Source organism: Clostridioides sp. ES-W-0018-02 (genome assembly GCF_020658175.1).
Lineage (GTDB): Bacteria > Bacillota > Clostridia > Peptostreptococcales > Peptostreptococcaceae > Clostridioides.
Genome location: NZ_JACVVY010000010.1, coordinates 62,286 through 84,426, shown reverse-complemented (window position 1 = coordinate 84,426; position 22,141 = coordinate 62,286). Strand labels below are relative to the sequence as shown.

The following is a 22,141-nucleotide window of genomic DNA, read 5'->3' as shown; positions in this document are numbered from 1 at the left end:
ACCCCAGAAAGACTATCTGGTTGATAGGTCGAAGGTGTAAGTGCAGCAATGTATTTAGCTTATCGATACTAATAGGTCGAGGACTTGACCAATATTTATTTGATGTTCATTAATTAAAATATATATGCAGTTTTTAGAGTGTTAATTTAACTCACAATAGAATAAGTGTGCTGGTGTGGCTCAACGGTAGAGCAGCTGACTTGTAATCAGCAGGTTGTAGGTTCGATTCCTATCACCAGCTCCAGTAAAGACTATGTTTTTAACATAGTCTTTTTTATTATATAATATATTTATTATTTTATATAGTTTATAGAAATAGACAGGAAATTGATAAATTTAAGTAAAAAATAGCTATTAAGTAAGAAATAGCTATACAGATTAAAATAATTATTTTAATCTGTATGTGAATACCTTAACGCAAAAATTTGATTATTTGTGTAAGAATTGTTAAAAAGACATGTATATTTAATTTGAAACTAACTTGCCATGGATTACCATTCTAGCATCATCAAATTCATAAGTGCATGTAGAAAGTGTAACTATCTTATCTTTACTACTTACTTTCATATTTGATTTATGTAATGATTTGGAAGTAATAGCATCTATGTATTTTTGATAGTCTGATTCGCTATTAAAGCTTGTTTTTAGATAATCATAATCAGATTCTACAATATAGGCAGAAAATACTTCATATAATAATTCTTTTCCATCCATAGTGATTTTTATTTGATTGTTTTCTTTAAAGAAATCATCATCTTTAAACTTATTTAGATTATTAAACATTGTTTTGTTTTTCATATTATGTCCATATACTATAACATTTTGGTCATCCAGAGATTTATTTCTATAATCCATGAATAATGTACCTGAGATAGATTTTTTACCATAAAAGTCTTTGTCAAGATAATAAGAATTATCTTTAGATTGTACAACTGGATAATTTATATTTGTATTATCAACAGAAAGCCAAAACTTAAAATCTTTGTTTATTTTTAATAAGTCTTCTTTTTTATTTTCTTTTTTCTGAAGTTGAGCAGATACTTTAGTATCATGGCTGTACTTGCTAAGCTTTAAGCATATATTAAATCCACTATAGATTATTACTAATATTAATATAATATTAATTATTACTCTATATAATTTTTTCAACATTCCACCTCAAATCATAAATAATAGTTTATATACCTATATTACACTATTTTTGAAGAAATTTAAATTTTTAGTATAATATTACTTTGACATACTTAAGTATTTATGATAATATAGCTAAGTAAAATGAATATTAAGTAAGCCAGATAATCGCATGTAATTTTACATGAGGAAAGTCGGAGCTCCATAGAGCAGGGTGCTAGGTAACACCTAGTGGGAGCAATCCTAAGGATAGTGCAACAGAAATAAACCGCCACTTAAGTGGTAAGGATGGAAAGGCGAGGTAAGAGCTCACCAGCAGCTAGGCGACTAGTTGGCTATGTAAACCCCACCTGGAGCAAGACCAAGATAGGAATAAAGAGTGCTGCTCGTACTCTCCGGTAGGTAGGTCGCTTGAGCTTATTGGTGACAATAAGCCTAGAAAGATGATTATCTAATACAGAACTCCGCTTATAGACTTGCTTAATTTTTTCGATAGGTGAAACATCAGTTTAAACTGATGTTTTTTTATTTGCAAATTTGTCTAATTTACTTTCAAAATTTTGTGGAATATTGTAATATAAGTTAGTACAGATATTAAAAATGGTATAATATAAGATGGATATAAAAAGAAAAAGTAAAATGATGTAAATAATATGATATGATATAAGATGTAGTAAATTTAGTAACTAATTATTAAAATATCATAATCAAATTAGTAATTTTACATAATGTAAATATCACAATAAAATAATTGATTTAAGGAGTGAAGGTTTTGAGTGAAAATAATATAATAAGAAATACTGTTTTAAATGTCACAGCAAGTTTTTTAAAACAAGAGTCTAAGATAAATGAAAAATTAGAAGGTGTTTTAGAAAAGAAATTTGAAAAAGTAGAATTCAATGAAGCAAAATATGCTGAGCTTTTAAAATTTAATATATTGTTTTATAAAACATTAGCAAGAAATACAGAACCGCTTATCGGGAAATGGATAGTAGATAAATACATACCTGAAATAGATGAATTAGAGAAAGAATTAGAATTAACTACAGCTAAATGTAGAAAGTATGTAAATAAGGCAATGAAGGATGGTTTAGACTGTCTAAAAGCCAACGATTTAAGTAGTTTTTTAGCTTATGATAAAATGGACCTATTAGAGAGACGAAGACGTTTAGAAAAGGATTATAAGGTTCTAAATCTATATAAAGACCTTCTTAATATAACACTTAGAAAGATAAGTTTAGAAAAGAAAGATTGTGCAAGTTTATTTCTTAAGAATCAAGCTGATGCTAAAAGAGAACTAAAAAGAGAAATAATATTCTGTGTAAATAAGATATTAGCTAGTAGCAAAGAGGTAGTACCTAAAAATATAGAAGAGAATTCTGAACAAAGCAGTGAAGATATAAAAGCAACAGAAATTGAAGATTTACAATTAGGTAAAGATAATTCAGAAAATGATGTTTTATTAAATTCAGTTAAAAAGTCAGAATTAGGAAAAGAACCGCAGATAAATGATGTAGAAGCAAAGTTTATGGATAAACTAAATAGTTTAAATGATGAAAGTATATCTCAAACTGTATATAATGAATATAAAAAATTATGTGGGTTAGAAGAACTTCCTTATGTTGAAGGCTATGGCTTTGGTGGAGAAGTTATTAAAGACTTTGTTTGTGCAACAGTTGCATTAGAATTTTTGAAGAGAAGAAATAGAGACCTTATAGAAGGTGCGATGAGATTAACTATAATTGGAGAATTTGGTGCTGAAAATTTTAAGGAATTCATAGATTATGTAATTAAAAATAAAACAGAAATTAGTGAAAATGTTTGGGAAGAAGCACACATTGTTCTAAAAGATAAATCTTCTGAATTAGAAAATCACGATATTGTATCAAAGAGAACTAGAAAAAATAAAGACATTGATATTGAAGAATATATTTATATGATAAAAAATGCAGATAAAGATGTTTGTTTTAGAAGTAGCATTTCTATAGAGGAAGATACTAAAGAAGAAGTAATTAATAAGAATGAAAATGTAGAGAATGCTATAGAAAATAAAGAAGATATTGAAAAAGATCATGATATAAATAAAGAAGAAATAATTGAACCAGAAAATAAGAAGAGTAGAAAAAAAGATAAATTATTTGGATTTATGAAAAAGGAAAGCAAAAAAGAGGATGTGCTAGAAGAAACTGAAAAGGAAGAGATTGGATTAGATAATACTTCTGATACAGTTCCAGGTGAAGCTGATGAATCTATTAAGGAAAATATAGAAAACTTAGAAGAAATAAACCAAAGTTTAGAAGAAGAACGCAACATAAAAATAGAAAAACCAATAAATAATGATGAGTTAGATAAAAAACTATCAGCAAGTAATGAGCCTAAATCTGAAAAAGAAAGTAAGGGATTAGGTGATGAAATGCCAAAAGAAGCAGAAGAAAAAAAGGTAGAAAGTGAAAAATCAGTAGTAATACCTATTAACAAGAAAGAAAAAAATAGCAAAAAGTCTAAACATTCTTCTAAGTCTAATTCTAAGGAAAAGAAAACAGAAATAAAAAATTATGAATCAAATGAAGAAGATTCTATAGATGATGAAGAGGTTGGTTCTAAAAAAAGCAGATTAAAAGAGACTATTATAGCTATAGTTATAGTGGCAATTGTTGGTGTAGGATACTTTATAACAGTAGGCAATAACAAGAAAAATGATAAAGACACGACACCTCCAAAAGCACCAACTCAGCAACAAGCCAACAATAAACAAACAGAAGAAGAAAAGAAAGCAAAAGCTGAAAAAGAAAAGAAAGAAGCAGAAGAAAAGGCAAAAGCAGAGGAAAAAGAAAAAGCTGAAAAGAAAGCAAAAGAGATGGAAGCATATAAAGACGGTAAAGGTGTATATTATACTGTCTATGCAGGTTCACTTAAAGTTGAAGCAACAGCAAAAGAAACAGCAAAAGAATATGAAGCTAAAGGTATTTCTTCAACAATAGTTCAAGAGAATGGATATTATAAAGTGAAGATAGGTGATTATTCTGAGTATGGAGAAGCACAAGAAAAATGTAATGAATTAGCTAAGAAATCTATTGATACATATATAGCGATGTATGATAAGTACTATGATTACAAATTAGAAGATTTGAAAGAATCAGCTCCTTCATTAAGTGCTGAAGAACTTAGACAAAAATATGAAGATTTAAGAAGTGAGTTAAAAAATAAATCTGGATATCGTGAATATGTTAAACATTTAGATAAACTTTATGAAGAAATAGTTGAAGGTGCTTAGGATATTTATTAAATAAGGACGAATTATGTCTCAAAATAAAAAGTATTAAAAGATATTATTTATTTTGAGACATTTTATTCACCTTTAGAAAATAATTATAATTTTGTTTAGGCGGTGAAGGTATGTTGAAATTAGGAGAAAAAATTATATATGAGCTTTCAGATGGATTTGAGCTTAGTGGTATCAGTAGATATTCAAAAGAATCTAAGAAACTTCATATAACAAATTTAGGTAATATTATAATCAGCAAAGCAGATGAAGTTAATGATGAATCAGGGGTAAAATATATATATAGTTTTTCAGATAATAAAAAAAAGTTAGAAGCAGTTTTAGAAGGTTCTCAAATAATCATTTATGGAGATAACTTGCCTTTTTATATAAAAAGTGAGAATTCAAGTAAGAATGTTACAGCAAGTTTAACTATGAAAATAACTTTAGATGAATATGATTTAATCTGTAAGAACCAAAGAGAATTTATATTTTATTTAAAAGACAACATGACTATCTTGAGTTTAGATGATAATAAATTTTATATGGGTGGAATTAATAAAGATAATGAAAAGTTTATATTTATCAGTGGAAAAAATAGATTTGAAATAAACTTTGATGATATAGAAAGATATATTTTAGAAGATAAGAGAGTTTCTCTAAAGGGTTATTTTCATATGGAAAGAGAAGGTCTTATAGTAAGGTCTATTTCTATATTTAATAATAATGTAGAAAATATAGTTCCAGCCGATTTAAGTGAGAGAGTTAAAGATAATAAGAAAATAGGAAATCTTCCTAAAGATTGTGAGATAGTATTCTGTAAAATATCAGGAAATATAGATGGATTTGATTATAAAAATACTAATATGCTTTTAGTAAAATATCAGGATCAACTTATTTTTATAAATAAGAAGTCTAAAAAAACTATTGTTAAATCAACAAAAGATAATTGTTCAAAGTTAATTTTAGGAGAAGACATTATATTATATGATAATAAAAATGTATTTAACTTGCACATAAATGATAAAAATAAAGAAGCTATGCAAATAGAGGATTTAAAAGATATAGAAAATGAAATAGTAGGATATACATTAAAACATGCCCCATTTTTTATCCAAGAAGATTTTAATAGTTTAACAATAATGAAGTCTTTCCAAAAAGAAATTATATCTATAAAAAATAGTGATGTTAAAGATATTGTAATTAATAGAGATATTGAAAGTAAAAATTCTGATTTTGTAGAAACAGAAATAAAATTTAATAATCAAAAAATAATTTTAAATTTAAGTAGAAGTATGGTTCAAAAACTTATGCAAGATGTCTTTATATATGCAAAAAAACCACTACTTAAAGACGTTTCTGTTGAGATTTTATATAAAAATTGGTCTAAAGCTATGAATGATATGATAATATTTAATTTCTTTGGAAATATTTATTACATGAAATCTGAATTTGATAAAGTATTAGAAAGAGAACTGAATGATGAAATAAGAATAGAAGTCATAAATGCACTTTATAATCAGATACAAGAACAGAGAAATAATTTAGACTTGATATCAGCTTATACTCCAAGAATATTAGAAAATCAAGATATAGAGTTATTTGAAAAGTATAATGCAAAACTTGATGTACAAGTATTTAGACAGATTAAAAATTTATTCTTTGATTTATCATACAATATAAGTAGTTATTTAGATGGAGTTGAAAAAAGTTTAGATAATATTATATTTGTAATATCAGGTGAAGATAAGAAGCGATACAATTATAGGATGTTAAAGGAAAGTGAAAGTGCAAACTTGGATGTATTTTTAAAACAAGCTATATCAAGATTAAATCATTTAGTAGAAAATATGTATCCTTACTATGTGGATGAAACTAGTAGAGAGATGTTTAAGTTATTTGAAGTTTTATGGAAAAATTATAAAAATATTAATGATGATAGTATAAAAGAAGTATTATTCGAGAGAATAACAAATACATATGTATTTAGACAATTGACATTAAATAATAATACAAATGAAAGAAGAAAAGACATAATTGAAAAAATATATAATTCTGTTGATTATGGAGCCAATAAGCTAGATGAAAATATGTTTTTCACAGGAGGAATGAAGTATGTCAAGTAAATACAATGTATGGAATTTTAATTATGAGTTTTTAGGTCTGAATTCAAGTGATGAAAAAAATAATGAAGTTTATTATGAGATTGATTTAGATGAAGTCTTGAATGAAAACTATATAAGTGAAGATATAGATGGAGATTTAGATACTGATGGAAATAGCATCTTAGGAGAATTAATATCAGAAATGGATATAGATGAAGATGTAAGTGTTGACATGACATATCAAGAATTAGAAGTGGATTTAGAAGATTTAGATTCATATTTGGATGATGATATAGATAGTGATATAAAGGGTATTTTGGATGAAATTTAGTACCTATGTGAGTTTTAGGTAGAATATAGACAATATAATATATTAACTTATAAAAACTAAAGGTAGATGAAATTTCATCTACCTTTATGTTCTTGTAATGTTAAGAATTGGGATAATATAGAGTTTGAAGAAAAAGTATAAATATGGTATATTAATTTGGTACAAGAGAAAATTTACGAAGAAGGGTGAAAAAATGCAGATGACAGTAAAAAAAGCGATAATACCAGCAGCAGGGCTAGGAACTAGATTTTTACCAGCAACAAAATCACAGCCCAAAGAAATGCTTCCTATAGTAGATAAACCAACTTTACAGTATATAATAGAAGAAGCTATAGACTCAGGAATTGAAGAAATTCTTATAATAACAGGTAGAAATAAAAAATCTATAGAAGACCATTTCGATAAATCAGTTGAATTAGAGTTAGAATTAGAACAAAAAGGTAAGACAGAAATGCTAGAAATGGTAAGAGATATATCAAATATGGTAAATATTCACTATATAAGACAAAAGGAGCCAAAAGGTCTTGGACATGCAATTTACTGTGCAAAAAGTTTTATAGGAGATGAACCTTTTGCTGTATTATTAGGTGATGATATAGTAGACTCAGATGTGCCTTGTCTAAAGCAATTAATAGATACTTATAATGAATATAAAACAACTGTACTAGGTGTTCAAAAGATAGCTAAAGAAGATACAAACAAATATGGAATATTGGATATAAAACATATAGAAGATAGGGTTTATAAAGTTAAAGATATGGTTGAAAAGCCTGCAATTGAAGAAGCACCATCAGACATAGCCATACTTGGAAGATATATAATAACTCCTGCAATATTTGATATATTAGAGAAACAAACACCTGGAAAGGGTGGAGAAATACAGTTAACAGATGCACTTCAAACTCTTGGAAAACAAGAAGCTATCTATGCTTATAATTTTGAAGGAAGAAGGTATGATGTGGGAGATAAGATTGGTTTTTTAGAGGCGACAATAGATTTTGCTCTAAAAAGAGAAAATCTAAAAGATGATTTAATGGCTTATATGAGAAAAAAAGTAAGCGAAAAATAAATTTAGAAAAGAGGTAATTACTATGGCGGTTTTAGTAGCTGGAGGAGCAGGATATATAGGAAGCCATACAGCAATAGAACTTTTAGAATCAGGTTATGAAGTTGTTATAGTTGACAATTTAAGTAATAGTAACTCAATAGTAGTTGATAGAATTAGAGAATTATCTGGAAAACAAGTAAAATTTTATAATATTGATATAACTAATAAAAATGAAATGCACACTGTATTTAAAGAAAATAATATTGAATCTATTATACATTTTGCAGCTTTAAAAGCAGTTGGAGAATCAGTAGAAAAGCCAATTGAATATTATAGCAATAATCTAATAAGTACATTAAATTTATTTGAATTAATGAGAGAATATGGTGTTAAGAAATTTGTATTTAGTTCATCAGCTACTGTATATGGAGATCCACATACTTGTCCGATATTAGAAGATTTCCCGCTTTCTGTAACTAATCCATATGGAAGAACTAAGCTTATGATAGAGCAGATGTTAGTGGATATATCAAAAGCAGATGAGTCATTAGATATAGCACTTTTAAGATATTTTAATCCAGTAGGTGCTCATAAGAGTGGAAGAATTGGTGAAGAACCAAATGGAATTCCAAGTAACTTAATGCCTTATATAACAAAAATAGCAGTGGGTAAATTAAAAGAACTAAGTGTATATGGAAATGATTATCCAACTCATGATGGGACTGGAGTTAGAGATTATATACATGTATTAGATTTAGCTGCTGGTCATGTAAAGGCATTACAAAAATTAGAAGAAAATCCAGGACTTGTTGTTTACAATTTAGGAACTGGTAAAGGATATAGTGTTCTTGATTTAGTTAAAGCATTTTCTAAAGCCAGTGGAAAAGAGATACCATACAAAATTGTTGGAAGAAGAGCTGGAGATGTAGCAATGTGTTATGCAGATTCATCAAAAGCAGAGAAAGAACTTGGATGGAAAGCTAAATATGAACTTGAAGAAATGTGCCAAGATTCTTGGAGATGGCAAAGTATGAATCCAAATGGATACGAAGCATAAAATGTATATTAAAGGGGTAAATGTAACAAATTTGTAAATACAAGATATTGGTAATTTTATGTTATAATTAGAGGCGTGTAGTTATGTTTCTAAAAGAGGGGGAAGTTGTAGTGAAAAAAAGTCTAAAAAAGTATTTAGTACTAGCAATGACTTTAGTTTTAGTATTTGCATGTGGTGTACCAGAATCAAGTGCAGCCAGTAAACATGTAATTATAGTAAACTCAAGAAAAAACACTCTGGGATATTTTGTAAATAGCAAGCTTGTAAAAGAATTTAAAGTTGCAACAGGGAAAAAAGGTTCAGAGACACCAACAGGGAAAACAAAGGTAGTTAACAAGATAAAAAATAGACCATATTATAAAGGAAATATACCTGGAGGAAGCCCAAAAAATCCATTAGGAGATAGATGGATGGGATTAGCACTAAAAGGAACTTATGGAGATACATATGGGATACATGGAAATAATAATGAAAGTTCTATAGGAAAACACATTTCTGGTGGATGTATAAGAATGCACAATAAAGAGGTTAGATGGTTATTTGACCAAGTTCCAGTAGGTTCAGATGTAATTATAGATTATAGTAATGACAGTTATACTAAAATAGCAGCAAAATATAAGATAAATTTAAACCAAACAGGATGGAAAACAGAAAATGGTAAGAAGTATTATGTAAAATCTGATGGAACATACCAAAAAAATAGTTGGTTAAAAGTAAATGGAAAAATGTATTATTTTGATGCTTCAGGAGTAATGCAAACAGGATGGAAGACAATTAATAACAAAAAATATTACTTAGGAACTGATGGAGTAAGAGTATCTGGATGGAAGGTAATTGATGGAAAAACTTATTACTTTAATTCAGATGGAGTAATGCAAACAGGATGGCAAGAAAAAGATGGCAAGAAATACTATCTAGGAAATGATGGCTTATCAGTAGTAGGATGGCAAGAAATAGATGGTAATAAGTATTACTTTGATAAAACAGGAGTAATGCAAACAGGATGGCAGCAATTAGAAGGTAAATCTTACTATTTAGACAAAGAAGGTAAAATGCTAACAGGAACTCAAAAAATAGATGGAAAAGATTATACTTTCAATGAAGATGGAACAATAAACCCTACATGGAACACCGTTGTAGGAGCAAATAGATTTGATACAGCTAAAAAAATAAGTGAAGTTGGAAATTGGGGTGCTGATAGTTCAGATACTGTTGTATTAGTAAATGGAAATGCAATAGCAGATGGAATAACAGCAACGCCTTTGGCAAGTAGTTACAATGCAACAATATTACTTACTAATACAGATAAATTACCAACTGAAACTGTTGCAGAAATGAATTCATTAGCACCTAAAACAGTAATTTTAATAGGTGGAGAAAATGCAATAAGTTCTAAATTAGAGCAAGAAATAAAGAGTACTTTTAATGCAGAGACAAAGAGAATATCAGGTCAAGATAGATATCAAACTGCTGTAAGAATAGCTGATGAACTTGGAAACAGAGAAGAAATAAAGACAGCTTATATGGTTTCTGGAAATGGAGAGGCAGATGCTCTATCTGTAGCTTCTAAAGCTGGAGAAGAAAAACAACCTATAATACTAGTTAAGAAAGATGGAATTACAGAAGAATCTTATATTTGGCTAACAGAAAGAAAATTAGAAAATGCATATTTTATAGGTGGACCAAATGCAATTAATGATTCAACAATAGCTAAGATGAATGAAATAACTACTGAAGATGTTTCAGGAAATAGAATATATGGAAATGACAGATTAGATACTAATGCTAAAGTTATAGAAAAATTCTATGGCGATACTGATTTACAATCTGTGTTAGTTAGCAAATCAGATGCTTTAGTAGATGCTTTATCCGCTGGACCATTAGCTGCAAAATTACACTCACCAATAGTTTTAATGGATAATTCAGGATTATCAGCAGAACAAAATAGAGTATTTGCAAATAAAAAAGTTGAAACTCCTTATCAAATTGGAGGAGGAGTATCTTATATAGGTATGGATAAATTAATAGATATTCTTAGAAAATAATAAAACTATATAAATAATGTATAAAATGAAATTGAGATGTAAAATTCAACAGCCTAAAGCTTTGATTGTTTATATCTCAATTTTTTTATTACAAAATTAAGTTTAAGTTATCTAAAAATCTTGGAATATTTTCAAAACTCATATAAAATAAATATAGGTGATATCATCATATGTTAAGAGGGTGAGTGAAATTATAAAGAAGAAGTATATAATGTTTATTGATGAAAGTGGGAGAGCTGATATAAATCATGAGGACCCATTTACATTAACAGGAGTAATTTTTGAATATAAATACGCAGTGAGTCAAGGTGATTATGTCTGTTGTTTAAGGAAAGAGATGGATGCCTTTAAAGATTATTGCTTTGGAACTAGTAATATAGGAATACACTTGACTGATATATCCAGAAAGTCAAGAGCATTTGAAAGGTTTGATGATTCACAAATTAAGTTATTTTATGATGAATTACCTTTATTTCTATCTAAACTAGAGTGCACCATAATATCAGTAACAGTAGATAAGGCTAGATTAAAAAAATACTATGCACCTTCAAAGGAACCTTATGTTGTAGCTTTTATACATGTGCTTCAAAATTTCTATTCATTTGTAAATAATGAAAATGTAGAGTCTGCAAGAATCGTTATTGAATCAAGAGATGATGTTTCAAATTTAAAAGTACAAAAGGCATTTTTTGATGTTTTTAATAATGGAACAATATATTTAGATATAGATGAAGAGTTAAGAGACAAGGTAAAAGGTTTTATAATTGCCAAAAAGGAAGATGTAGATTACAAAGAAGGTTTAGAAATAGCTGATATTCTATGTAATCCTCTTAGTAGAGCTAGAAGAGGATTAATAGAAGCAAATCCAAAATGTGTGCAATATGGAGAAAAAAATAAAATATTTAAATCTGTAAGAAGTAAAATATACACTCCAACTAGTTTAAATGACATAAGAAATTGGGGTTTTAAAGAAGTTCCGATTGTAGAGCCTGTTGGACCATGGCTTGAAAAAATGAGATAGATAGATTGACAAATTTTTAGAAAATTGATATAATATAAATAACTTAGTTATTCAGGAATTGAAATACAGTTGCTGTTATATAACGATTATTACTGAGACTCGGATGCCGACTGTCAGTTAAGAATCTATACTTTTAGAAGTATAGATTTTTTTATTTTGGAAGAAACCCTAAAAAAGAGACTATTTAAAAATAACCTCTTTTATTAATACTTATAATTGAGCATTTTTAATGACAAAGTTTTTGAAATTTTTAATTGCAGGAGGCAAATATCTATCCTTTATAACTGCTAAGTAAAAATTTCTTTCCCAACTTGGGTAAACAATTTGAATTACTTTTACTTTTGTAAACTTAAGCATAGGCATATTTGGTACTACAGCTATACCGAAATTTTTTGCAACTAATCCAGCAACTACCTGGTCTTCTTCTACCTCATGAACTATGTTAGGTTGTTGATTTATTTTTTTAAACATGTCATCAATTATATATCTAAGTCCACTTCTTTGATTAAATACTATTTGAGGATAAGGTATTGTCTCTTTTAAATCTATAGTATCTTTTGTAGCCAGTGGGTGGCTATATGGTACAATTAATACTAAATCTTGTTTGGATACAGGTATAAATTCAATTCCCTTCTCTTTTTCAAGTTTTGAGCAAAAAGCAATATCGTATTTTCTTTCCTTAAGACCTTGGATAATATCAGTAGTTACACCTGTATGAAATTTAAAGTCAATTGATTTATCAGGATTAGATTTTAAGAATCTATGAACCATATCAGGTATAAAGTCTGTACCAAGTGTTCTAAGGAAAGCTAAGTCAATTTGACCTTCACCAGTACCCGTTATCTTTAGTGACTTTACACTTGAGTCTAAGATTTCTAATGATTTTTCCACGTCTCTTAAAAATATTTTACCATATTTAGTTAAAACTATATTTCTACCTTCCTTTTCAAATAGAGACACTCCAAGTTCACTTTCTAACAAAGAAATAGCATGACTCAAACTTGGTTGTGTTATAGATAAATTTTCTGCTGCTTTTGTATAGTGCTCTAAATGTGCCAATGTAACAAAATAGCGTAAGTGATATAAGTTCAATTTTTGTTCATCCTTTCATGAGTATCGTATTTTTTATTTGTATGTATTTAAAGAAGTTGACCTTAAAGAAGTTTTTCACATTTTTATTATATATGATTACAGCGTAATAATAAAAGCTTTTAAAGAAATTTATCGTTTTTTGTCTTAAATTTTAGATAGATAGAGTTAAGGTATATATTAATAAATTATATTATCAATAAAATCTATAAACAAAATCTATGAATTGATAGGAAATTATCAATTTGTTATTAATAAAGTCTCATGATACAATGAATTTATAAAATCTAGATAAAGATAAATCAAAAAAATATTTTTATTTTTAAAGTAAAATAATGCTACTAGTAGAATAAATAAAAAAATAAAATCAAAAAAAAGATTAATTATAAAGAAATTAAAGGGGGCATATTTAAATTATGAATAATCAAAAAAATATTAACATTCCAATTACTATTAGTTCTTATACATTAGGCACAGAAGTTTCATTCCGTGATAGAGTGCGTATTGCAAAAGAAGCTGGATTTGATGGCATCGGATTACGTGCTGAAAATTATGTGGATGCAAAAAACGCTGGAGTTACAGACGAAGAAATGCTTTCAATTCTTGATGAATATAATATGAAAGTTACAGAAGTAGAATATATAACTCAATGGGGGACTAAAGAGGATAGAACAGAAGCTCAACAAGAAAAAGAACAAAATGTTTATCATATGGCTCGTTTATTTAATGTTAAACATATAAACTGTGGTCTATTAGAAATGGTACCAGAAGAACAAATTATAACTGCATTAGGAGAATTATGTGATAGAGCAGGAGAACTTATTATAGGACTTGAGTTTATGCCATACAGCGGTGTGCCAGATTTAGCTACTGCTTGGCGTGTTGTAAAAGGATGTAACCGTGAAAATGCAATGCTTATATTAGATACATGGCACTGGGCTAGAGCAAAACAAACAGTAGATGACCTTGCACCTGTTCCAGCAGAAAAGATAGTATCAATTCAAGTTTGTGATGTTTTAGAGACACCTTATGAAAAACTTAGAGATGAATCACTACATGACCGTGTAGCTCCAGGTGAAGGATATGGAAATACAGAAGAATTTGTAAAAATAATCAAAGAACATAATATATCACCAGAAGTTATAGGTGTTGAAGTAATATCTGATTCTTTAGTAGCTAAAGGATTATCAACTACAGCTGAGACTGTATTTAAGGCAACTAAAAAAGTATTAGATAAAGCATGGCCAGAAGTATCTCCAAAATAAAAATAGACTTATTCGATATTAAAGTATATAAAGCATAAAAATATAAGAAAAAAATATAAAACTTGAAAGGAAGGAAAACCTTATGAAGATTAGTTCTATGTTTACACCTATAAAAATTGGTTCAATGACAGTTCCAAACCGTTTTGTAGTTCCTCCTATGGGAAATAATTTCGCAAACACAGATGGTACTTTAAGTGAAACTTCTAAGGCTTATTATCTTGAACGTGCCTTAGGTGGTTTTGGATTAATAACTATAGAATCTAGTGTTGTGGATAAGAAAGCTAAAGGAGGACCTCGTAAACCTTGTTTGTATGATGATAGCACAATAGATAGTTTTAAAAATGTAATAGATGCCTGTCATAATGCAGGTTCAAAAGTATCTATACAATTACAACATGCTGGTTCTGAGGGAAATGAAAAAATTGCAGGGTATCCTTTAAAAGCTGCTTCTGCAATACCTGCGTCAAATGGACGTAATACACCATTAGCAATAACAACTGAAGAAATATATGAACTTATAGAATCTTATGGAGATGCTGCGTTACGTGCAAAAAAAGCTGGTGTAGATGCTGTTGAAGTTCACTGTGCTCATGGATATTTAGTTAGTAGCTTTATATCACCAAGGACAAATAAACGTGTAGATGAATTTGGTGGATGTTTTGAAAATAGAATGAGATTACCTCGCCTTATAATTGAAAATATACGTAAAAAGGTAGGTAATTCTATAGCAATACTATGTCGTATAAATAGTACAGATGATATTTTAGGTGGAATTGATGTACATGATAGTTCAGTAATCGCAGCTTATTTAGAAGATTGTGGAGTAGATGGACTTCATGTTTCACGTAGTATACATATACATGATGAATATATGTGGGCTCCTACAGTTCTTCATGCTGGATTTAGTGCAGATTTAGTTACAGAAATAAAGAAATCTGTTAGTATACCAGTAATAACTGTTGGTCGCTATACAGAGCCACAATTTGCTGAATTAATGGTTCGTCAAGGTAGATGTGATTTAGTAGCATTTGGTAGACAAAGTTTAGCTGACCCAAGTATGCCTAACAAAGCTAAAAATGGGAAGTTAGATGAAATGATACCATGTATTGCGTGTCTACAAGGTTGTGTGCCAAATATGTTCCAAGGTAAGCCTATAGCTTGTCTTGCAAATCCGATATTAGGTCATGAATCTGAACTTAAACCAGCTGAAACTACAAAAGAAGTTCTTGTTGTTGGTGGTGGTGTTGGAGGTATGCTTGCAGCATGGGTATGTGCTGAGAGAGGGCATAAGGTAACTCTAGTTGAAAAATCTGAAATGCTTGGTGGTCAAATGCGTTTAGCTGCATATCCTCCAGGTAAAGGAGATATTACTAATTTAGTTCGTAGTTATATTTCAAAGTGCAATCAATATGGTGTAAAAATATACACTAATACAGAAGTTACAGTAGCGTTTATAAAAGAAAAATCACCTGATGCAGTTATTGTAGCTACTGGTGCAACTCCACTTGTACTTCCTATACCAGGAATTAATGAATCAGGATTAATACATGCAGTGGATCTTCTTGATGGAAAAGAATCTTGTGGAAAGAAAGTTCTTGTTGTTGGTGGTGGAATGGTTGGTTGTGAAGTGGCAGCCTTCCTTGGTGAACAAGAACATGATGTTACTGTTATTGAATTAAGAGAACAAGTTGGTGCAGATGTAATTTCTGAACATCGTAAATTCCTTATGGATGATTTTGAAAGTTACAATATACATACTGTTACTGGTGCTAAAGTTGCTAAATTCTATAACGATGGAGTTGACTATTCACTTGCAGATGGAACAGAAGATAATTTAAAAGGCTTCGATTCAGTAGTACTTGCTATGGGTTCTCGTAATTATGACCCATTAAGCGAAGAAGTAAAGAAATTTGTGAATGAAACTTATGTTGTTGGGGATGCAGTAAAGGCTCGTAGAGCATTGGATGCAACAAAAGAAGCTTTTGAAGTAGCATTAAATATATAGTTGAAATTAAATAGATGTTTCTTTGCAAATAATTAAATAGATTATTTGCAAAGAAATTGATGATATTGGGAGGATATAAAATTATGGAAATTTCAGGAAGAACAGGGTTATTCGCATTAATAGGTACACCAGTGGGGCATTCTAAATCACCACTAATGTATAATTATAGTTTTGAAAAATTAGATTTAGATTATAGATACTTAGCTTTTGATATTACTGTGGACAAGGTAAAAGATGCACTTTCAGCTATAAAAACGTTCAACATAAAAGGAGCAAATGTAACAATGCCATGTAAAACTGCTGTTACAGAATATATGGATGAACTTTCTCCAGCTGCTCGTATAATTGGAGCATGTAATACAATTGTAAATGAAAATGGAAAGTTAATTGGACATATAACAGATGGTGTTGGTTATGTTCGTAATTTAAAAGAAAATGGAGTTGAAGTAAAGGATAAAAAACTTACGATTATGGGTGCTGGTGGTGCGGCAACTGCTATACAAGTACAATGTGCATTAGATGGAGCAAGAGAAATATCTATTTTCAATGCTAAGGATGATTTTTATAAAAGAGCGGAACAAACAATTGAAAATATAAAGAAAGAAGTACCAGAATGTATTGTTAATTTATATGATTTAGCAGATACAGAAAAACTTTATGAAGAAGTATCATCAAGTGATATTTTGACAAATGCAACGCTTATTGGGATGAAACCTCATGATAATGAAACTAATATAAAAGATGTTAGTGTATTAAGAAAAGAGTTAGTTGTAACAGATGTTGTTTATAATCCAAATAAAACAAAAATGATTGAGGATGCTGAAGCTAATGGTTGTAAAGCTATTGGTGGATTAGGAATGTTATTATATCAAGGAGCTGAGGCTTTTAATCTATACACTGGATTGGAAATGCCTGTAGAAGAAATTAAAGAATTATACTTTAAATAGACGAAAAAATAATACTTTAATAATATAGAATATATATGTATCTCAATGTTTTGATATTACTTTACAAAATATTTTGATATTACTTTATAAGTTGTCATAGTGGGTTTTGTATCGGTGGTATAGTTAAATGTAAAAGTTTAGCTATTCTTTAAACCCATTATGGGAATACGTTTATTGTATATAAAAATGTTAAGAAATTAACAAGAATGGGAGAATAACTATGAATAATAAAAAATACTATCCTACTGCCATAGCGTTGTATTTTTCATATTTTTTACTTGGTATTGGAATTTCAATTTTAGGACAATATAAACCAGAATTTGCATCTATGTGGGGAGCTAAGACACTATCAGATGGAACTCTTGATGTGAGTATTGTTTTAGCAGTTATTGCTGCATTAGGGTTAGGTAGACTTATATCATATCCATTTGCAGGCCCTATTTCAGATAAATATGGAAGAAAGGTAAGTGGACTTATAGGCAATTTTCTACATGCAATTTTCTTTATTGGAATTGTATTTTCACCAAATTTTTACATAGCGTATATATTTGCAGTAATTGGAGGTGCAGCAAACTCATTTTTAGATACTTGTGTAACACCTTCTTGTATGGAGATATTTGCTAGTCTAGGAACAATAGCAAATATGTTTACTAAATTCACAATAGCTTTAGCGCAATTTTTACTTCCTTTTATAATTGGATTTGTTGCAGCAAATTCAATATCATTTAAAGTTATTTTTATAGTAACAGCTGTTCTTATTATTGTAGATGCAATTTTAATAGCTATATTGCCATTTCCTCCAGCTAACAATGTTATTGATAATAATGGAAAGACTGTTAAGTCAGAGAAAATGAAGTTTACACCAACAAGTATAGCTCTTGTTTGTATTGGATTTACATGTACATCTACATTTGTACTATGGCTAAATTGTAATCAAGAATTAGGTAAATTATATGGTATGGCTGACCCTACAAAAATTCAATCTTTTTATTCAATGGGAGTAATCTGTGCAGTATTAATAACTTCTGTGCTTATAAAAAAATATGTTAAGCCAATAAGAATACTTGTTATCTATCCTGTAATAGCTTCAATTATGTTATTAATTGTGTATTTTGTTCAGTCTCCAACTATTTGTATGGTAGGAGGATTTGTAATAGGTTATTCAGCAGCAGGTGGTGTGCTTCAATTGACTACATCGACAGCAAATGAAATGTTTCCAACTAATAAAGGAAAAATAACATCTATAGTTATGATTGCATCTAGTATAGCTAACTATGTTATTTTAAATATAGCTGGATTTATTACAAAATCTGGTGGAGTAAATGGGCCAAAATATGTTGTACTATTTAATGTAGCTATAACATTTGTTGGAATTTTACTTGCATTGTTTGTAAACATGAGATATGAAAAAGAAAAAGTACATGATTGTAATATGTAACATTAGTATAATATAATTGTAAGTATTTTTAATTTTAACATGTCTGAAAGAAGAGGTGTGACAATGGAAAATATAGAAAAAATAAGAGAAAAAATAGACTTATATGATGATGAGCTGATTGATTTACTTGAGAAAAGAATGGAATGTATAAAAGGTATTATTGATATTAAAAAGGAAAAAGGTCTTCCCATTTTACAGCCAGACTATGAAAATAAAAAAGAAGTAGCATTAATTGAGAAGCTAAAAGGTCATAAGTTTGAAAATGAAATTATAGATATTTTCAGATATGTAGTAAAAAATAGTAAGAAAATACAGGCTAAAAATTTATTCTCTTACAATATAATGCTTGTTGGATTTATGGGGGTCGGAAAAAGCACTGTATCATCATACTTGAGTCATTTATTAGAAATGGAGCAAGTAGAAACAGATGCATATATAGTTGAGCATCAAGGGATGAGTATTTCTGAAATATTTGAAAAACGAGGAGAAGAATATTTTAGAAATCTTGAAAGCCAAGCATTAATAAATTTACAACAAAGAGAAGGACTAGTTGTTTCCTGTGGGGGAGGAATCGTACTTAGAGATAAAAATGTAGAATATATGAAAAAAAGTGGAAGAATTGTTTTATTAACAGCAAGTCCAGAAACTATTCTTCAACGTGTTAAACATAGTGATGAAAGACCAATACTTAATAATAATATGAATGTTGAATTTATATCTGATTTGATGAAAAGACGAGAAGAGAAATATATGGCATCAGCAGATATTATTGTAAAAACAGATAATAAAACAATAAAAGAAATTTGTGAAGAGCTGGTCGTAAAGTTAACGGAACTTGATAAATAAATTCTAATTTAACAAAACCATTGTTAAGCGATGAAACTTTAATATTTGTACAATTAGTATTACTGGAAATTTTAATTTCTAGTAATATTTTTTTATGTGTAAAAATGTAAATTCATTAAAATAAGTAGTATAATCAATATAAATTATAATAATGTAAAGGAGGATAATTTAGTGGGTAGTATTTTTAAGCAACTACAAAAGATTAAGGATTATGATGGATATAAAGAATCATTTGAAATGAATTATTTATGTATATACGAAAAGATACCTTTAAGAGAACAAGTAGAACTTGCAAATAATTTGGTAGAGAATATTTTAAATATTTATAGAAGTGAATCTAATAAAATTGACCTGTTAGAAGAGTATAGTCATAAGTCTCTAATTTGTTATTTTGAAATTTTTATGAAAAAGATAAACACTCTAATAAAAGAGCGAATAATTGATGAAAAGTGGTTATATCAGCTAACAGAGGATTTAATATATACAAGTGAAAAAGATGAGTATGTAAAACTTGGGCTTGTTTTAAGTGAAAATTATTTAGATTTAGATAATATAAGAGAAATAGTGGATACATTTTCTAAATCTGGAGAATACATATTTTACTTAAGTAATACTATTAGAAAACTTGAGTTTTACAATACATATTTGTTTAATCTATCTAGAATATCTACAGGCTCAATAAAAGTATTTGCCATTGTCAATATGGAAAATCTAGATTCTGAAATAACCTCTTATTTAATTGAAGAAGGATATAAAGATAAAAAATATGAAGGATTACTAATGAACTATATTATTTCTACAGTAGATTTAAGCGAATATCTTGAAAGACGAGATTTAGATAAAGATAAGGTAAACAACTTAGCATATCTTATATGCAATTATTTGTTAAGTGTAGAATTTAAATATATAGGGAATAAAGTGGAATTAGTGAATCAATTTCTTCCAATTGTAGCAAGCTATGGGACTAACTTTGATAGTCTGTATTCTATTTTTTTAATAGCAGTAGGTGTTTTAGAGGATGACAAAGTAAGTTGTGATAAAGTTGAATTTAAGAAAGAAATGAATAATGTTTTACTCAGTGAAAAGTGGAAAAGTATATTCTTTAAAGCATTAAATGAAGCTGATGGAAAGACAGAAGATATGATAAAAATGTCAGAAATTTATGATGTACGTTTATCTTTTGATGATTTATTACCATATTTAAATAAAGATATTCGAGATTTTGAGGTATATTGGCATATATCTAAAAAGGGAAGTGCAAGCTGTAAGTTGAAGTTATTAGATTTTTTTGAAAAAACATTTAAAACAGAAGAGTTAATTGGAAAAATGGAAGATATAGAAAAAAATAAATTAACACAAGAATATTATGATGATATGTTATTTTTCATTGTCCTTAAAGGTAGTAAATCACTGTACCCTAAAGGAAAAAATTTATCTTTAAAAGGACTTTTTGGAAACATAAATGAAGTACGTAAGGAATCTATAAATATTTTGAAGAGGTATAGAGAGAGACTTTCTCTTAAAGAAATGCAAATAGTTAAAGAAGCTTATGAAAAAGAAAAAAATATCAAATTAAAAGATGAGTTAAGACGATTGTTATATGAAAGTAATAACTTAAAAAAAGAATTTGTAAATACTAAAAAGCTGAAGGTAAATGAGCATGGTAAAGACATTTATTTGATTTCAGTAGCTGTTTCTGGCTCAAGGTTTAGAAATAGAGAATATTTAGAAAAGGAATTGGAGAAGAGTAAGATATACTATCTAAAAAGAGAGAAAGATAATTTATATGATGAAAATGCTATTAAAATAGTTGGAGAAACTGGGTATGTAATAGGTTATGTTCCAAGAAAAGATAATTATATTTTGAGTAATTTATTAGATGGAGGAAAACTTTTGTATTGTAGAGTAACTGAATACAATTTAGATGAAGATTATATTTACATAAACGTATATTTAAGTTATAAAGACGTGATTGAAACTGTTGAAAATTCACTTAAAATGGTATTAGATAGAAGTAAGGTAAAAGTTATAAACTAAATAATATTATGAATTATATGAAATTTAAACTGTAATCAATCTTCACTTGATGATGGGTTATATAAAATTTTGAAAGTACAAGGGATAGAATCTATGTCACAATGTACAATCTTAGATGAGGTCTAATTTAGTGGTTATGTAGGCTTTGACGAGTGTAATGGAAATAGATTTTGGACAAAAGAGTAAATAGAATCCTTGACATTTATATCAAAAATATATAAAAGCAGTTATGGATAATTTGAATTCATGGACTTATATGATAAACAAGAATACATATGAACTTTTATTTATAAATCAAAACACATTGAGTATAGCTCCAAACACAGAGATAAATCAATTGTGTTATAAGGCATTTTAGAATAGAGATAAACCATGTGAAGTTTGTCCAATGAATGAACAAAAAAGTGCGTGCCTAATGTGTTGTAATGATATAACTAAGTATAAAAAAATGAATCTAAATCTGAACCTAACTGTTAGTGATGTATTTATAATATAATAGCTATTTTTATTTTAA

At 28.4% G+C, this 22,141-nt stretch carries 15 protein-coding genes, 1 tRNA gene, 1 rRNA gene and 1 other RNA gene; 16 read left to right on the top strand and 2 right to left on the bottom strand.

Annotated features, from left to right (window positions below; translation table 11 throughout):
* Both IC219_RS17725 and IC219_RS17720 read left to right on the top strand, forming a co-directional pair.
* A 23S ribosomal RNA gene (locus IC219_RS17725) occupies positions 1 to 92 on the top strand; the annotation flags it as partial.
* Positions 93 to 169: 77 nt separating this feature from the next.
* A tRNA-Thr gene (locus IC219_RS17720) sits at positions 170 to 244 on the top strand.
* A gap of 221 nt (positions 245 to 465) precedes the next feature.
* On the opposite strand, the gene srtB is transcribed toward IC219_RS17720, so the two are convergent.
* Positions 466 to 1,152, bottom strand: a complete 687-nt coding sequence (gene srtB, locus IC219_RS17715; protein WP_285891634.1) for a class B sortase — start codon at positions 1,150 to 1,152, stop codon at positions 466 to 468.
* Between the two features lie 131 nt (positions 1,153 to 1,283).
* On the opposite strand from srtB, the gene rnpB reads away from it, so the two are divergent.
* The 8 genes from rnpB (at position 1,284) to IC219_RS17675 (ending at position 12,000) form a co-directional block, all read left to right on the top strand.
* Positions 1,284 to 1,618: RNase P RNA component class A (rnpB, locus tag IC219_RS17710), an RNA gene on the top strand.
* 276 nt (positions 1,619 to 1,894) lie between these two features.
* Entirely contained in the window at positions 1,895 to 4,405 is a 2,511-nt protein-coding gene (locus IC219_RS17705; protein ID WP_227824253.1) for an SPOR domain-containing protein, read from the top strand.
* A 122-nt stretch (positions 4,406 to 4,527) separates the two neighbouring features.
* Complete coding sequence (locus tag IC219_RS17700; protein ID WP_227432351.1) at positions 4,528 to 6,519, top strand: hypothetical protein; 1,992 nt, start codon at positions 4,528 to 4,530, stop codon at positions 6,517 to 6,519.
* Entirely contained in the window at positions 6,509 to 6,829 is a 321-nt protein-coding gene (locus IC219_RS17695; RefSeq protein WP_227432352.1) for a hypothetical protein, read from the top strand. The genes IC219_RS17700 and IC219_RS17695 overlap by 11 nt, the downstream gene beginning before the upstream one ends.
* 193 nt (positions 6,830 to 7,022) lie before the next feature.
* Positions 7,023 to 7,898: a UTP--glucose-1-phosphate uridylyltransferase GalU gene (gene galU / locus IC219_RS17690; protein WP_285894577.1), complete on the top strand. Its 876-nt coding sequence runs from the start codon at positions 7,023 to 7,025 to the stop codon at positions 7,896 to 7,898.
* Between the two features lie 22 nt (positions 7,899 to 7,920).
* Positions 7,921 to 8,934, top strand: a complete 1,014-nt coding sequence (galE, locus tag IC219_RS17685; RefSeq protein ID WP_227432353.1) for a UDP-glucose 4-epimerase GalE — start codon at positions 7,921 to 7,923, stop codon at positions 8,932 to 8,934.
* A gap of 110 nt (positions 8,935 to 9,044) precedes the next feature.
* Positions 9,045 to 10,979 (top strand): cell wall-binding repeat-containing protein, encoded by a 1,935-nt coding sequence (locus IC219_RS17680; RefSeq protein ID WP_227432354.1) that lies wholly within the window; start codon positions 9,045 to 9,047, stop codon positions 10,977 to 10,979.
* Positions 10,980 to 11,190: 211 nt separating this feature from the next.
* A complete protein-coding gene (locus IC219_RS17675) occupies positions 11,191 to 12,000 on the top strand; it encodes a DUF3800 domain-containing protein (protein ID WP_255613040.1) in 810 nt (269 codons plus the stop codon).
* A gap of 210 nt (positions 12,001 to 12,210) precedes the next feature.
* Here IC219_RS17675 and IC219_RS17670 read toward each other — a convergent pair whose 3' ends face one another.
* On the bottom strand, positions 12,211 to 13,092 hold the full coding sequence (locus IC219_RS17670) for a LysR family transcriptional regulator (RefSeq protein WP_227432356.1): 882 nt from the start codon (positions 13,090 to 13,092) through the stop codon (positions 12,211 to 12,213).
* Positions 13,093 to 13,505: 413 nt separating this feature from the next.
* Between IC219_RS17670 and IC219_RS17665 the strand changes: the two genes are divergently transcribed.
* The 6 genes from IC219_RS17665 to IC219_RS22075 all read left to right on the top strand — a co-directional run bounded on the left by IC219_RS17665 (position 13,506) and on the right by IC219_RS22075 (position 21,627).
* Positions 13,506 to 14,354, top strand: a complete 849-nt coding sequence (locus tag IC219_RS17665; RefSeq protein WP_227432357.1) for a sugar phosphate isomerase/epimerase family protein — start codon at positions 13,506 to 13,508, stop codon at positions 14,352 to 14,354.
* 82 nt (positions 14,355 to 14,436) lie between these two features.
* Positions 14,437 to 16,359, top strand: a complete 1,923-nt coding sequence (locus IC219_RS17660; protein ID WP_227831665.1) for an FAD-dependent oxidoreductase — start codon at positions 14,437 to 14,439, stop codon at positions 16,357 to 16,359.
* An 83-nt stretch (positions 16,360 to 16,442) separates the two neighbouring features.
* Complete coding sequence (aroE, locus tag IC219_RS17655) at positions 16,443 to 17,306, top strand: shikimate dehydrogenase (protein WP_227831664.1); 864 nt, start codon at positions 16,443 to 16,445, stop codon at positions 17,304 to 17,306.
* Between the two features lie 220 nt (positions 17,307 to 17,526).
* The gene (locus IC219_RS17650) at positions 17,527 to 18,744 is read left to right on the top strand and encodes an MFS transporter (protein ID WP_227432360.1); all 1,218 of its coding nucleotides are present in this window, start codon (positions 17,527 to 17,529) and stop codon (positions 18,742 to 18,744) included.
* Between the two features lie 63 nt (positions 18,745 to 18,807).
* Positions 18,808 to 19,590: a shikimate kinase gene (locus IC219_RS17645; protein ID WP_227831663.1), complete on the top strand. Its 783-nt coding sequence runs from the start codon at positions 18,808 to 18,810 to the stop codon at positions 19,588 to 19,590.
* 171 nt (positions 19,591 to 19,761) lie between these two features.
* Positions 19,762 to 21,627, top strand: coding sequence for an HIRAN domain-containing protein (locus IC219_RS22075; protein WP_227831662.1), 1,866 nt, complete (start codon positions 19,762 to 19,764; stop codon positions 21,625 to 21,627).
* Positions 21,628 to 22,141: the final 514 nt, after the last annotated feature.

Bases quoted from the DNA above. Each gene is read 5' to 3' on its own strand.
- IC219_RS17645 (WP_227831663.1), top strand. From the start codon at position 18,808: ATGGAAAATATAGAAAAAATAAGAGAAAAAATAGACTTATATGATGAT.
- galE (WP_227432353.1), top strand. From the start codon at position 7,921: ATGGCGGTTTTAGTAGCTGGAGGAGCAGGATATATAGGAAGCCATACA.
- galU (WP_285894577.1), top strand. From the start codon at position 7,023: ATGCAGATGACAGTAAAAAAAGCGATAATACCAGCAGCAGGGCTAGGA.
- IC219_RS17665 (WP_227432357.1), top strand. From the start codon at position 13,506: ATGAATAATCAAAAAAATATTAACATTCCAATTACTATTAGTTCTTAT.
- IC219_RS17700 (WP_227432351.1), top strand. From the start codon at position 4,528: ATGTTGAAATTAGGAGAAAAAATTATATATGAGCTTTCAGATGGATTT.
- IC219_RS17695 (WP_227432352.1), top strand. From the start codon at position 6,509: ATGTCAAGTAAATACAATGTATGGAATTTTAATTATGAGTTTTTAGGT.
- IC219_RS17660 (WP_227831665.1), top strand. From the start codon at position 14,437: ATGAAGATTAGTTCTATGTTTACACCTATAAAAATTGGTTCAATGACA.
- srtB (WP_285891634.1), bottom strand. From the start codon at position 1,152: ATGTTGAAAAAATTATATAGAGTAATAATTAATATTATATTAATATTA.
- aroE (WP_227831664.1), top strand. From the start codon at position 16,443: ATGGAAATTTCAGGAAGAACAGGGTTATTCGCATTAATAGGTACACCA.
- IC219_RS17650 (WP_227432360.1), top strand. From the start codon at position 17,527: ATGAATAATAAAAAATACTATCCTACTGCCATAGCGTTGTATTTTTCA.
- IC219_RS17675 (WP_255613040.1), top strand. From the start codon at position 11,191: ATGTTTATTGATGAAAGTGGGAGAGCTGATATAAATCATGAGGACCCA.